We start from the raw sequence: 13,398 nt of genomic DNA, 5'->3' as shown, positions 1-13,398 counted from the left end.
TCAACCGCCGGGGCGGTCGGCATTACCACTGCTGCGCCGCATACTAAGCGGTCGCTTGCCGATCTGGGAACACCCCGCCCCCGACCCCGGGAGGCTCCGGGCCTCAGCCGCGCTTGGGCTTCGCCCGTACGTGCATGCGCTCGCCCTGCGGGCCGAAGAGGCTGAGGAACTCCACCCGCTCGTCCTCGGCCGGGCCGAACCAGTGCGGCAGGCGGGTGTCGAACTCGGCCGCCTCCCCCGGCTCCAGCACCAGGTCGTGTTCGGCCAGCAGCAGCCGCAGCTTCCCGGAGAGCACGAACAGCCACTCGTACCCCTCGTGCGTGCGCTGCTCCGGCGGGCCGCCGCCCGGCTCCTGGATCAGCTTGTACGCCTGGAGGCCGCCCGGCCGGGCGGTCAGCGGCAGCATGGTCCGGCCGTGCTGCACGATCGGCTTGGCCCGCACCCGGGGGTCGCCGACCGGTGCGGCGCCCACGAGGTCGTCGAGCGGCACCTCGTGGGCGCGGGCGATCGGCAGCATCAGTTCGAGGCTGGGGCGGCGGCCGCCGGACTCCAGCCGGGAGAGGGTGGAGACGGAGATGCCGGTGGCGGCCGAAAGGGCGGCGAGGGTCACCCCGCGGTCCTTGCGCAGCCGGCGCAGTCGGGGGCCGACGCCGGAGAGGACGGACTCCAGTTCCGGATCGTCCCGGTCGTGTTCCTTCATCGGGCCATTGCAGAATCGGCAACCCGTTTTGTCAACCGGACAACTCGCGCGGCGACCCGCTTACCGGGCGAAGACCTCGAAGGTGACCGCGGGCCGGCCGCCCGAACCGCTCGGCTGCGGCCTCGGCCATGCCGGTGAGGAAGGTCCGGCAGTACCGCTCGGGGCCCTCCTGGGTCAGCGCCTCGATGTACGTACGGTGCTCCAGCAGGGACCGGACCGCGCGTTCGAGGCCGGCCGTCGCGTCGACCGCGCGGGTGGGCCGGCCGCTGCCCGCCACGGCGGTCCAGCACACCCCGTCCCACGGCTGGAGTCCCTGCTCGCCGAGTTCCGGGAGGATCCAGCGGTTGCCCGCGTCGACGACGGCGTCCAGGGTGGCGCACCCGACCGCGCGGTGGTCGGGGGTGTTCCAGGCGACCCCGCCCCAGATGTCCCGGTGGTTGAGCGTGACGTGGGCGACCACGGCCGGGGCGCGCTGCCAGTCGCCGGGCACCGGTTCGAGTCGCCGCGGCGTCATACGGGCAGGCTACCGCCGGCTCCGGCGGCGGGCGTGCGACGCTGGAGTCCGGCGAACGAAAGGACCTGCCTCGTGCCCAGCCCCGCTTCCCTCTCCCCCGCCCAGGCCGCAGCCCGTCTGGAGGAGTTCACCGTGATCGACGTGCGGGCTCCGGGCGAGTACGCCGCCGGGCATGTACCCGGCGCCCTGAACATCCCGCTCGACAAGCTGCCGGACGCGCTGCCCGCGCTGAAGTCGGCCTCCGCACGCGGTTCGCTGCTGGTGGTGTGCGCCTCCGGGGTCCGGTCCACGCGGGCCTGCGAGATCCTCGCGGGCGCGGACATCGAGGCCGTGACGCTGACCGGCGGCACGTCCGCCTGGGAGGGCGACGGCCGCGGCCTGGACCGCCCCGAGGGCGCGCGCACCACGTGGGCCATGGAGCGCCAGGTGCGGCTCGCGGCGGGCTCGCTGGTGGTGGCGGGGCTGGTGGCGGGCATCCGCTTCCCGGCCGCGCGCTGGCTCTCAGCGGGCGTCGGCACGGGCCTGGTCTACTCGGCGCTCAGCAACACCTGCGGAATGGCGGCGGTCCTCTCGAAGCTGCCGCACAACCGGGCCCCGCGTTCCGCCGGCGACCTGGACGCCACGCTGGAGGAGCTCCAGCGCTGATCCCACGGGGCCGGCCGGTCCGCGACCGGCCCCGGGGACCCGTCCGGATCAGGCCTCGTCGCGCACCAGGGAGAGCAGCCGGTCCAGGACCCGGGGCCCGCCCGCCCGGACCCCGTCGTGCTCGTACTCGTTCGTCACCCAGGTCCGCAGCCCCCGGATCGCCGCCGCCGTGCGCAGCGAGTCAGCCGTCTCGACGTACATGTCGTCGTGGTAGACGGCCGCGGCGACCGGAACCTCGTTGGCGGCGAGCCGCTCGGGGTCGTACAGCACCGGCCAGTCGGTGCGCTGCGCGAGGAGTTCGGCGGTCTCGCGCAGCGGGCGCAGCGCCGGGTCGACGTCGAAGTGCCAGGGGTGGATGGTCTCGCCGGTGAAGAGGACCGGGCCGCCGCCCTTCAGCGCGGTCGCCGCGTCGAACTGCGGGAACTCTGCCCGTACGCGTGTCGCCGCCCATCCCGTGGCGCGCTCGCCCTGCCCGTAGATGGCCTCGTGCAGCAGGGCGTAGAGCGGGTGCCCGGCGAAGGAGGAGGCGGTGCGCATCGCTTCCTGGAAGGCGTCGGAGAGTTCGGTGCCGTGCGGGGTGCGGACGAACGCGTTCTCCAGCAGGTAGTGGAGCTGGTGGCTGCCGCTGCCGGAGCCGAGCATGATGCCGAGCGACTGGAAGCCCTCGGGGGTGAGCCGGTGTCCGGCACTCTCGGGCCGGTGTTCGGCGAGGTACGCGGCGATCGCGCGGGCGCGCTCGACATCCTGCGGGTAGCGGGCGTAATGGGCGGCGACCTTCCGCTCGATGCGGGGGTACGCGGCCCGGTAGACGTCGTCCGCGTGCGCGTCCAGCGAAGGCAGACCGCCGGTGATCAGGACCTCCTTCAGCCCTTCCGGGGCGGCGGAGAGATAGCGGACGGCGCAGAAGCCGCCGAAGGACTGGCCGAGGACGGTCCAGGGCGCTCCGCCGGTGAGCTGCGGCCGGATCAGCTCGCAGTCGCGGACGATGGAGTCGGAGCGGAAGTGGGCGAGGTAGTCGGCCTGCTCGCGCGGGCCGCCGCGCAGCGGCAGGGTCTGCCGGTTGGCCGGGGTGGAGAGACCGGTCCCCCGCTGGTCGAGGAGCAGCACCCGGAACTCGCGCAGGGCCCGGCCGAGCCAGGCCTCCGTACCGACGAAGCGGCGTGCGCCGAAGCCGGGGCCGCCCTCCAGGTAGACCAGCCAGGGCAGTTCTTCGCCAGCCCGGGAGGCGGCGACCGCTTCCCGGCCGTAGACCTCGATCTGCTCGCCGCCGGGGTCGCTGTGGTCGAGGGGCACGGTGAAGCGGCGGTCGGTGAGGACGACGCCGGGCTGCCGGTAACTGCTCACAAGAACTCCTGAATCCGGGGTGCTGGCCGATCCGGGCGAAAGCGCCAGTCCAGCACATGACCGCCCCGGTCCGGCGCAGGGGGCGTGCCCGCGGGCGGGGCGGCGACCTGCGACGCCTCACCCCTTAGCCCGCGTTTGCATATAACCCGCGTGCGCAATTGTTGTTGACGCCAGTAAACGTCGTGCGCCGCTCATATCGGCGCGCACCGCGCCACGGAAGGCCCTTCATGCCCACCGCCCCCACCGTTCCCACCGTCACGCTCAACAACGGCGTGACCATCCCCCAACTCGGCTTCGGCGTCTTCCAGGTGCCCGACGACGAGACCACCGCCGCCGTCTCCGCCGCGCTGGAGGCCGGCTACCGGTCCATCGACACCGCGGCGATCTACGGCAACGAGGCCGGCGTCGGCCGGGCGCTGGCCGCCTCCGGGATCCCCCGCGAGGAGCTGTTCGTCACGACCAAGCTGTGGAACGCCGACCAGGGCTACGAGGCCACGCTCGCCGCGTTCGACGCGAGCCTGGCCAAGCTCGGCCTCGATCACGTGGACCTCTACCTGATCCACTGGCCGACGCCCGCCCACGACCTGTACCCGGAGAGCTGGCGCGCCCTGGAGAAGCTGGCCGCCGACGGCCGGATCCGGGCGGCCGGGGTCTCCAACTTCCAGCCCGCCCACCTGAGGAGGGTGCTGGAGACGGGCACGCTCGTCCCCGCCGTCAACCAGATCGAGCTGCACCCGGGCCTTCAGCAGACCGACGTGCGCGCCTTCCACGCCGAGCACGGCATCGCCACCGAGGCCTGGAGCCCGCTGGCCCAGGGCGCCCTGCTCAAGGAGGAGGCCCTCGTCTCCATCGCGGAGCGGCACGGCAGGTCCCCGGCCCAGGTGGTCCTGCGCTGGCACCTCCAGCTCGGCAACATCGTGATCCCGAAGTCGGTCACGCCCGAGCGGATCCGGCAGAACATCGACGTCTTCGACTTCGAGCTGTCGGCCGCGGAGATGGACGCCGTCGCCGCCCTGGACCGGGGCATGCGCACCGGCCTGGACCCCGACATCTTCAACTGACCTGGTGCGGTGGGATGTCGCGCCGGCAGTCTCTGCCGGTCAGCGTCCGCGGCGGTAGCTGCTGCCGTCCCGGGGCCGGACCAGCAGCCCGGCGACGACGAGATAGCGGCGCAGCGCGGAGCAGTCCTCGTGGACGGTGAGGAGCGCCTCGTTCACCTCGCGCTCGGTGTACGGGCGATCCGGCTCGAACAGCGTGTCGGCGAGGTGCACGAGCAGCTGCTCCCGGCGGGCCTCCTTGCGCGGGATCGCGACCAGGCGGCCGTGCGAGAAGAGCGCCTCCACCGGGTGCGTACGAGGGGTCCGGGGCAGTGGCGCAAGGGGCTGTCGTTCCAAGGGCATGGCCGGAAGCGTCGCAGGCTTCCGCAGGGCGGGCAACGCGATTTCCGGCGTTGTCCGCCCTGCCGTTGTCCGCCCCCGCGTTGACAGCGACGAGCGGATCGGGTTCTCATACCGTCCGTGCAGCGTGACGTCGGTCAATGAGATCTGGGCCGGCCGGCGGTCAAGCCAGCACCTTCTTCCAGGGATGACGCCATGAGTCCATTCACCGCCCCCTGCCCCTGAGCATCTCCGCCCTTGAGCGCCCCTGCCCTTGAGCGTTCCCGCCTCTGGGCGCTCCTGCCTTGGGCGCCTCGCGGCCGGCACTCCGCAACGCCGGGCCTTCGCCTGCCCGCATTCCTTCCGGGAGACCCAGAACCTCCATGCCCCAGACCTTCCAGCAGTCCGTCATCACCGAATTCCGTGCCAACGCGGGGAAGGTCGGCGGCCCCTTCGAGGGCTCCGACCTCCTCCTGCTCACCACCACCGGCGCCCGCTCCGGGAAGCCGCACACCACACCGCTCGGCTACGTCCGCGACGGCCGCCGACTCCTCGTCGTCGCCTCCAACCTCGGCGCACCGCTCCATCCCGACTGGTACCGCAACCTCCTCGCCCACCCCGCCGTGCGGGTCGAGTTGGGGCACGGAGAATTCGACTCCATCGCCGTACCCGCCGAAGGGGCCCGGCGCGACGCGCTCTTCGCCCGGATGGTCGCCGAGGCGCCCGGGTACGCGGAGTACCAGGACGCCACCGACCGGGTGCTGCCGGTCGTGGTGCTGGAACTCCCCGACCCCGGCGCGGCGGCTCCCCCGATCGCCTCGCTCGCCGACAAGCTGCTGGAGGTGCACACCTGGTTGCGCGGCCAACTGCGCCATGTGCACGACGAGACCGAGGCGCACTTCGCCGCGCGGGCCGGGCACGGGGACGGCGGCGAACCGCCCGCCCCCGGTCTCGGGCTGCAGATCCGGCAGCGCTGCCTGGCGTTCTGCCAGGCGCTGGAGTTCCACCACACGGCCGAGGACGGGCACATGTTCCCCGCGATGGAGGGCTACCACCCCCACCTGCGGGATGTCTTCGACCGACTGCGGGAGGAGCACCGCTCCATCGGGGCCGTGCAGTCGGCGCTCGCGGACCTGCTGGCCGATGCGGCCATCGCGGAACCGGACCGCTTCCGTGCCGAACTGGCCAGGATGACCGCGGAGCTGACCGCCCACCTCGACTACGAGGAGGAGCACATCCTGCCGCTGCTGGCCGAGGTGCCCTGGCCTCCGGCGGCCCCCGCCGCGAGCACAGCCTGAGCACGACCTGTCCGAGGGGGTTGAGCGAGTGCTCAACCCCCTCTGATAGCGTCCTGGAACGCGGCGGGACTTGAGCACTCGCTCAAACACGCGTGAAGACCCGGGGGCAGGCATGGGGCTGTACATCGAGGCGCTGATCCGTACCGATCCGGAGCGCCTGTGGGAGCGGACCCAGGACCCCGCCCAGCACCGGCGGTGGGATCTGCGGTTCACCGAGATCAGCCCCCTGCCCGGTCCGGCGGGCTCCGCCCAGCGGTTCCGGTACGCGACCCGCGTGCTGCCCTTCCTGACCGTGGCGGGGACCGGGACGAGCGCGGGCGAGCGGGAACGTGCGGACGGCGAACGGGTCTCGGCCCTGCGGTTCGCCTCGCCGGAGCGGCTGTCGCTGCTGGCCGAGGGCAGCGGCTACTGGCGTTACGTCCCCACCGCCGGCGGCATCCGTTTTCTGACGGGGTACGACTACCGGACCCGCTGGGGCCGCTTCGGCGCGGTAGCGGACCGGCTGGTGTTCCGGCCGCTGATGGGCTGGGCGACCGCCTGGTCCTTCGACCGGCTGCGGCTGTGGTGCGAGCGCGACATCAGCCCGGCCCGGTCGCTGGCGCACGCCCTGGCGGAGGTGCCGGCGCGGCTCCTTCTCGTGGCGGCGGCCCTCCCCTTCGGCCCGGCGGCGGTGGTGCCTGCCGCCCTCGCCGCGCTGCTGGTCCCCCCGTCACCGCTCACGCCCGCCGCCCGGCGCTGCCTGCGCAGACCGCCCGGGCGCCCCGCCGCCGCCCCGTCCCTCCTCACCCGTCTGGAGCGCCCGTGACCTCGATATTCGCCCGTGCGATGGGAAACGACTTCGCCCGGCTCCACCCCCAGTTGCGGCGTCGCTTCTCGGTCGGGCTGGAGAGCGGCGAGGCGTGCGTGGGGCGCGGGTCCATGGACCGGATCTGGCACGGCCGGGCGTTCGTGAAGCCGTTCCTCGCCCTCGGTGCCACGCGCAACATCCTGGTGCCGAGGACCGGCCGCGATGTGCCGTTCACCATCGAGAACGTCCCGTACACCGACGCCTTCGGCCGGGAGACCGTGACCTTCGTCCGGACCTTCGCCCTGCCGGGCGGGCCGCGCCGCTTCGACGCCACGATGGTGCACAGCCCCGAGCGGTCCTGCGTGCTGGACTACCTCGGTACGCACCAGCACCTGGCCACCGACCTGCGGCTGACCGCGGAGCCCGACGGCTCGCTGCTGATCCGCTCCGGCGAGCACCGTTTCCGCGAGGGGCCCTTCGACCTGCGGGTCCCGGACCTGATCGGCGGCGAGGCCGAGGTCCGCGAGTCCTTCGACGACGCCACGGGCCGCTTCCGTATCCGGGTCTCCGTGACCAACCGCCGCTTCGGCCCGCTGTTCGGGTACGAGGGAACGTTCCGCGCCCGCTATGTCGACGCCCTGCGCCACGGCGTACGGGCCGGTCTGCGCCCGGTCCGCGAAGAGGCGCGGGTGTGACGGGGGGCGCCGCCGGGACGGACACCCGGACGAAGCTGCTGGAGGGGGCGCTGCGCACCCTCGCGGCTCAGGGGATCGCCAAGACCTCGGCCCGTTCGGTGGCGGCCTCGGCCGGGGTCAACCAGGCGCTGGTCTTCTACCACTTCGGTTCGGTCGACGAGCTGCTGGCGGCGGCCTGCCGGTACGGCGCCGAGCAGCGGGTGGCCCGCCACCGCGACCGGCTCGCCGCCGTCACCACCCTCGCCGAACTCCTGCGGTGCGGGCGCGAGCTGCACGAGGAGGAGCGGGCCGGCGGCCATGTCGCCTTCCTCGCGCAGGTGCTCGCGGGCGCCCAGACCCAGCCCCGGCTGGCGCCCGCGACCGCGGCCGGGCTCGACCTGTGGACCGCCGAGATCGAGAAGGTCCTCGTCCGGATCCTGGCGGACTCGCCGCTGGGCGAGTTCACCGGTCCGGAGGGCCTGGCGCGCGCCGTGACCGGGGCGTTCGTGGGCCTGGAGATGTACGAGGGCGTCGATCCGGAGGGGGCGGAGCGAGCCTTCGAGGCGCTGGAGCAGCTCGCCGCGCTGGCCGGGGCACTGGACGAGCTCGGCCCGGTGGCCCGGCGCGCGGTACGTCACCGGCTGCGACGTACGGAGAAGGTGCAGGGCGGGGCGTAACGGGACACGGGCGAGGCGGCCCGGAACGACCTGGGCCGCCCGAGCAACCCTCCGCCCCCACCTGCCGTCTTGATCGACGACAGGACGGTTCGCCGCGCATGACGAGCGGCGCCCCACCCCCACATGATCCGGGCCTGCCCGACCGGCCGACTATACCCCCCAGGTATACACAGAGGGTATAGTCGACCGGTTCCGGGCCCGGCACCGCGCGGAAGGCACCCATGCAGACCAAGGCACTGGCGCCCGAGTACCAGGGAGCTCTCACCAAGATGTCGGTGAACGCCTCCCTCACCGACGTACTGGCCGAGGGAGTACGCCACTTGAGGCAGGCCGAGCTCTCCGGATCCCAGGAGGACGTGGCGCGCTCCGGCCTCGCCGTGGCCGAGGCGCACCGCAGGCTCGGCCAGGTGGCAGAGGCCGACCGGGCCTGGAAGGCCAGCTACCGGGCGGCGCGGACGGCCGGGAACACCGGGGCGATGGCCTGGGCGCTGTGGAGCGGGGGCACGCTGGCGCGGCAACGCGGGGCACTGCGCCTCGCGTTCCGGCTGCTCGGCCTCGCCGCGGAGCTGGGCAAACGGGGCGGCGACGTGGTCGCCCGCGGCTACTCGCTGGCCGGACTCGCCGAGACCGGGCGGATCCAGGGCGACTACGCGACCGTCGCGACACTGCACGAACAGCTGCTGGCCGAGGCCCGCGCCCGGGGCGAGGCCCGGCACACCGTCTGGGCGCTGGAGGGCATCGCGCAGATCCACCGCAACACCGGTTCGCTGGACACGGCGCTGGAGATGTTCGAGGAGGCGGCGGCCCTGGCGGCCGACGCGGACGACCGGCGGGGCCGGGCCTGGGCGCTGCGCGGCATCGCCGACATCGTTTCCCTCCGGGACGGGGCGACCGGGCGGGCGCTCGGTCTGCTCGCCGAGGCCGAGGTCACCTGCCGCGAGATGAACCTCTCCAGCGCCCTGGCCTACAACCACAAGATGCGGGCCAACGTGCTGTTCCGCGCCGGACGGTACGAGGAGGCACGCGCGGTGTACGAGCAGGCGCTCGGCGAGTTCCGCGCGATGGACGAGCCCCGGGGTGAGGCACTGGCCTCGCTCGGCCTGGTCAAGGCCCGGGCCCGGCTCGGCCGCGACCGCGACGCCACCGCCGCCGACCTGGACGAACTGCGGGGCAGGCTCGACCGGATCGGACTGCTCAACGCCCGCGAGATGGTCGAGAAGGCGTACGCCGAACTGGACGTGGAACCCGCGTCGTCCGGTGCCGGGGGCGGCCGACGATGACGCTCTCCACGACCCGCCGGGCCAGCGCGCCGCAGATACTGGACCGGTGCCGCGAGCTGGTGCGCCCGGCCCTGGTGGAGTCGGTGGGCCGGCTGCACCCCTGGCACGCGGAGACGGCGGCCTTCTCGCTGGGCTGGGGCGGGGCTGACGGCGAACCGTCCCCCGGATCGCAGGGCAAGGGCGTCCGCCAGGCGCTCGCGGTGCTCGGAGCGGAGGCCGCGGGCGGCAGCGGGGAGGACGGGGTGCTCGGCGCGGTCGCCGTCGAGCTGATCCACACCTTCTCGCTGATCCACGACGACATCATGGACGGCGACGAGACCCGCCGCCGTAGGCCGACGGTGTGGAAGGCGTACGGCACCGGCCCGGCGGTCCTCGCGGGGGACGCGCTGTTCGCCCTGGCCGTTTCCACGCTGGCGGAGGCCCCGGGTCCGGGCGGCCCGGCGGCGGTGCGGCAGCTGGCGGCCGCACTGGGCGATCTGGTGCGCGGTCAGGCGCAGGACCTGCTCTTCGAGTCCCGTCCGTGGTCCGGCCCCGGGGCCGTCCTGCCGCACGAGTACCGGGCGATGGCCACCCACAAGACGGGGTCCCTGCTCGGTTGCGCGGCCGCCCTGGGAGCGGTGCTGGCGGGCGCTCCGGCGTCCACCGCCGAGGCGCTGGACCTGGCGGGGCGGCATGTGGGGGTGGCGTTCCAGGCGGTGGACGACCTGCTCGGGATCTGGGGCGATCCGCAGGTGACGGGAAAGCCCGTGCACAGCGATCTGCGGCGGCTCAAGAAGACGTACCCGGTGCTCGCGGCACTGTCCGCCGACCACCCGGCGGCCGGGCGTCTCGATGCGCTGCTCACCCCCGCCGGGCCGCTCGACGACGCGGCGGCGCGGCGTGCGGCGGAGCTGATCGACGAGGCAGGCGGGCGAGAGGCCACGATCACCGAGGCGCACGAGCACCTGGCCGCGGCCCGCGCCTGTCTGGACCGGGTGCCGCTCACCGAGGGAGCCCGAGGGGATCTGCTCACGCTGATCCCGTATCTCGTGGACCGCACCGGCTGAGGCCCGTGCCTCATTGACCGCACCGGCCGACCCGTTGCCCGGAGCGCCCCGGACCCCGTCCGGGGCGCTCCGGCGTTTCGGCGACGGCACCGATGGATGGTGCCGCCATCCGGTGCGGCGTTCGGCGGAGTGGACTTTCCCGGAAAAGGATGACGGTATAACCGGCGGATATCGCACGGAACACCCGATCCGCTCCCCGCGCCAGGCCCCCGACCGCCCTTTCGCCACCGGCCCTCCCAGGGCACCCCGGCCTGCCCTGGTCTGCCGCGCGACCACCCGGACGGCCTACCCGGACGCGCAATCCCCATGTGGTCGTATGAGCGAGTCACGAGCACGATATCGCCACATATCTGCCAAAGTGCACCTCGGCTTTACTCACCGTATTGAGCGAAGAGAGCCGTGCGTGCTGCACATGCGTCGTACTCCGGAAAGACAATTGACAGTCCTTCACGTCGTTCAGCCCGTGGACGGCGGAGTGGCCCGGGTCGTCACCGATCTCGTCAGGGCCCAGGCCGGTGCCGGACTGCGTCCCGTGGTGGCCTGTCCCCCCGGGAGCCCGCTGGCCCTCGGGGCGGCGGCAGCGGGTGCCGAGGTCCACGGCTGGGCCGCGACCCGTTCCCCCGGGCCCCGGCTGGCCGGGGAGGTCGCGGCCGCGCGGCGGATCGTCCGCGCGAGCCGCCCGCACGTGGTGCACGCCCACAGCGCCAAGGCGGGACTGGCGGGCCGGATCGCGGTACGCGGCCGGGTCCCCACGGTGTTCCAGCCGCACGCCTGGTCGTTCGAGGCCGTCGGCGGACGCACCGCGGATCTCGCGCTCGGCTGGGAGCGGTTCGGCGCGCGCTGGGCCGATCACATCCTGTGCGTCAGCGAGTCGGAGCGCCGCACCGGACAGGAGGCGGGCATCGCTGCCCGCTGGTCGGTCATCCACAACGGCATCGACCTCGACCGTTTCCGCCCCGGCGACCCCACGGTCCGGGCGGAGGCCCGCGCCTCTCTGCCCTTACTGGAGGGGGTCGCCGCGGACGCCCCGCTGGTCGTCTGCGTCGGCCGCCTGACCCGGCAGAAGGGTCAGGACGTCCTGCTCCGGGCCTGGGGCCGGATGGCGGTGCCGGGGGCACGGCTGGCCCTGGTGGGCGACGGGCCCGACCGGGAGGATCTCGAGGCGTCGGCCCCGCCGGGCGTGCTGTTCACCGGGGCCTGCGAGGACGTGCGCCCGTGGATCCACGCGGCGGACGTCCTCGTCCTGCCCTCCCGCTGGGAAGGCATGGCCCTGGCCCCGCTGGAGGCGATGGCCTGCGGACGCGCCGTCGTCCTCACCGATGTGAACGGCGCGCGCGAGAGCCTGCCGCCCGGCCACGAGGACCACTGCCTCGTACCACCGGAGGACCCGGCGGCCCTGGCCGCGGCCCTGACCACCCTGCTCACCGACCCGGATCTGCGCGAGGTGGTGTCCCGCCGGGCCCTGCGCCACACCCGGGCGGCCTTCGACGTCCGACGGACCGCGGGGGCGGTTGCCGGTCTCTATCAGGAACTTGTCGGCATGTCCGGCCCCACGACGAGGAAGCGCACCGAGCGATGACGATGGAGAGTGCACCGGTTCCCGGAGCCGGCCAGGCAACAGCCGTGCAGGCTCACACGGTTCATCCGCCGCGAAGAAGCGGTGGAGGTGCGCAGGCGCGGCCGGGTGGGCGCCGGGCCGTCCGGTACGGCCGTCCCGTCCCGCTCCTGTGCGTGGACGCCCTGGCCCCGGCCGTGACGTTCGCCCTGGTGGTCCCGGTCGCGTGGCCCTGGCTGCTGATGGCCGTCCAGGCGGTGGCGCAGGTGCTGCTCTTCGCCCGGCGCGGCCTGTACCGGATGCGGTTGTCCCCCTCGGTCCTCTCCGACCTGCCCGCGCTTCTCGGTCTCACCCTCCTCCAGTGGTACGTGACGATGGAGGTGCTGGACGCCTGGGCCCCGGAGCAGGGGTTCGGCTGGACGGTGCTGGCGTACGGGGCCACCACGCAGACCGCGCTGACCTGTGCCGGGCGCGCGGCGGTCCACCGGGCGCGGCGGCGGGCCGCCGTGCGCCGCCCGCAGTCCACGCTGGTCGTGGGCCAGGGGCCGACGGCCCGTCAGGTGACGGCCGCACTGTACGACCACCCCGCGTACGGGCTGCGGCCGGTCGGCCTGGTCGCCGCTCCGGCGGCCGGGGACGAGCAGCAGGTGACGGAATCCGACGCCGTGCCGCTGCCGGTCCTGGCCTCGCCCCAGGAGGTGGGACGGGCCGTGGTGCAGAACAGTGTGCGGCACGCGGTGTTCACGGCGCCGCCCGAGGCCACCCCGGACGGCGCCGCGCTCTTCGCCCTCCTCACCGGGCACGGCTGCCGGGTGTGGCTGATCACCGGGCCCGGCACCGTCGCGGGGACCCCGGCGGGCGGACGGCCCGACCATCTGTGGGGTTTCACCGCCCAGCCGTTGCGCGACGGGGCGGACCGCCCTCTGGGACACGGGGTGAAGCGGGCGATGGACGCCGTCCTGGCCGCGGTCGGGCTGGTGCTGGCGGCCCCGGTGATGGCGGTCTGCGCCCTGGCGGTGCGGCTCTCCGACGGGCCGGGCGTGATCTTCCGGCAGGAGCGCGTCGGCCGGCACGGACGACCCTTCGTCCTGCTGAAGTTCCGCACGCTGCGCCCCGCCGACGTCCAGGAGTCGGCCACCCGCTGGAATGTCGCGTCCGACGGGCGGCTGAGCCGGGTCGGCCGCATGCTGCGCCGGACGTCCCTCGACGAACTGCCGCAACTGTGGAACGTCCTGCGCGGCGATATGAGCATGGTCGGCCCGCGCCCCGAACGCCCCTTCTTCGTGGCGCAGTTCAGCCGCGCCCACCCCGGCTACCAGGCCCGCCACCGGATGCCTGTGGGCATCACGGGGCTGGCCCAGGTGAACGGGTTGCGCGGCGACACCTCGATCGAGGAGCGGGCCCGCTTCGACAACCACTACATCGAGACCTGGTCGCTGTGGCAGGACGCGTGCGTGCTGGCGCGGACCGCGGGCTCCGTGTTCCGGCTCGGAGGCAGCTGA

General features: G+C 73.8%; 13 protein-coding genes and 1 pseudogene. 10 read left to right on the top strand and 4 right to left on the bottom strand.

Features of this window, described 5'->3' with window-relative positions:
* Positions 1–103 precede the first annotated feature (103 nt).
* Together RNL97_RS31345 and RNL97_RS31340 are read right to left on the bottom strand one after the other, a co-directional pair.
* Positions 104–700: a helix-turn-helix domain-containing protein gene (locus RNL97_RS31345; RefSeq protein ID WP_030586228.1), complete on the bottom strand. Its 597-nt coding sequence runs from the start codon at positions 698–700 to the stop codon at positions 104–106.
* A 60-nt stretch (positions 701–760) separates the two neighbouring features.
* Positions 761–1,148 (bottom strand): annotated as a pseudogene (locus RNL97_RS31340) (PIG-L deacetylase family protein); the annotation flags it as partial.
* A 138-nt stretch (positions 1,149–1,286) separates the two neighbouring features.
* On the opposite strand from RNL97_RS31340, the gene RNL97_RS31335 reads away from it, so the two are divergent.
* Positions 1,287–1,859: a rhodanese-like domain-containing protein gene (locus RNL97_RS31335; protein ID WP_030586230.1), complete on the top strand. Its 573-nt coding sequence runs from the start codon at positions 1,287–1,289 to the stop codon at positions 1,857–1,859.
* Positions 1,860–1,907: 48 nt separating this feature from the next.
* Here the strand turns inward: RNL97_RS31335 and RNL97_RS31330 are convergent, their stop codons facing one another.
* Positions 1,908–3,203: an alpha/beta fold hydrolase gene (locus RNL97_RS31330; RefSeq protein WP_030586232.1), complete on the bottom strand. Its 1,296-nt coding sequence runs from the start codon at positions 3,201–3,203 to the stop codon at positions 1,908–1,910.
* 227 nt (positions 3,204–3,430) lie between these two features.
* Here RNL97_RS31330 and RNL97_RS31325 point away from each other — a divergent pair, with 227 nt between their 5' ends.
* Positions 3,431–4,264 (top strand): aldo/keto reductase, encoded by an 834-nt coding sequence (locus tag RNL97_RS31325; RefSeq protein ID WP_030586234.1) that lies wholly within the window; start codon positions 3,431–3,433, stop codon positions 4,262–4,264.
* 39 nt (positions 4,265–4,303) lie between these two features.
* Here RNL97_RS31325 and RNL97_RS31320 read toward each other — a convergent pair whose 3' ends face one another.
* A complete protein-coding gene (locus RNL97_RS31320; RefSeq protein WP_050500111.1) occupies positions 4,304–4,603 on the bottom strand; it encodes a DUF2087 domain-containing protein in 300 nt (99 codons plus the stop codon).
* Between the two features lie 359 nt (positions 4,604–4,962).
* Here RNL97_RS31320 and RNL97_RS31315 point away from each other — a divergent pair, with 359 nt between their 5' ends.
* From RNL97_RS31315 to RNL97_RS31280, 8 genes are all read left to right on the top strand, one after another.
* Complete coding sequence (locus tag RNL97_RS31315; RefSeq protein WP_030586238.1) at positions 4,963–5,877, top strand: nitroreductase/quinone reductase family protein; 915 nt, start codon at positions 4,963–4,965, stop codon at positions 5,875–5,877.
* Positions 5,878–5,989: 112 nt separating this feature from the next.
* Positions 5,990–6,682, top strand: coding sequence for a hypothetical protein (locus RNL97_RS31310; protein WP_030586240.1), 693 nt, complete (start codon positions 5,990–5,992; stop codon positions 6,680–6,682).
* Positions 6,679–7,359: a DUF4166 domain-containing protein gene (locus tag RNL97_RS31305; protein WP_243316067.1), complete on the top strand. Its 681-nt coding sequence runs from the start codon at positions 6,679–6,681 to the stop codon at positions 7,357–7,359. Before RNL97_RS31310 ends, RNL97_RS31305 begins: the two co-directional genes overlap by 4 nt.
* A complete protein-coding gene (locus tag RNL97_RS31300; protein WP_030586244.1) occupies positions 7,356–8,015 on the top strand; it encodes a TetR/AcrR family transcriptional regulator in 660 nt (219 codons plus the stop codon). The genes RNL97_RS31305 and RNL97_RS31300 overlap by 4 nt, the downstream gene beginning before the upstream one ends.
* Before the next feature lie 221 nt (positions 8,016–8,236).
* Positions 8,237–9,295, top strand: a complete 1,059-nt coding sequence (locus tag RNL97_RS31295) for a tetratricopeptide repeat protein (RefSeq protein ID WP_243316066.1) — start codon at positions 8,237–8,239, stop codon at positions 9,293–9,295.
* The gene (locus RNL97_RS31290) at positions 9,292–10,341 is read left to right on the top strand and encodes a polyprenyl synthetase family protein (RefSeq protein WP_030586248.1); all 1,050 of its coding nucleotides are present in this window, start codon (positions 9,292–9,294) and stop codon (positions 10,339–10,341) included. Before RNL97_RS31295 ends, RNL97_RS31290 begins: the two co-directional genes overlap by 4 nt.
* Before the next feature lie 403 nt (positions 10,342–10,744).
* Positions 10,745–11,920: a glycosyltransferase gene (locus RNL97_RS31285; RefSeq protein ID WP_078652082.1), complete on the top strand. Its 1,176-nt coding sequence runs from the start codon at positions 10,745–10,747 to the stop codon at positions 11,918–11,920.
* A 152-nt stretch (positions 11,921–12,072) separates the two neighbouring features.
* Positions 12,073–13,398 carry a sugar transferase gene (locus RNL97_RS31280; protein WP_313751488.1) on the top strand — a complete coding sequence of 442 codons (1,326 nt, stop codon included), beginning with the start codon at positions 12,073–12,075 and terminating at the stop codon, positions 13,396–13,398.

Origin of the sequence: Streptomyces parvus (assembly GCF_032121415.1) — a bacterium.
In the GTDB taxonomy this organism is placed as follows: domain Bacteria; phylum Actinomycetota; class Actinomycetes; order Streptomycetales; family Streptomycetaceae; genus Streptomyces; species Streptomyces globisporus_A.
The sequence above is the reverse complement of the archived record's forward strand: the minus strand, read 5'-3'. Positions and strand labels throughout refer to the sequence as shown.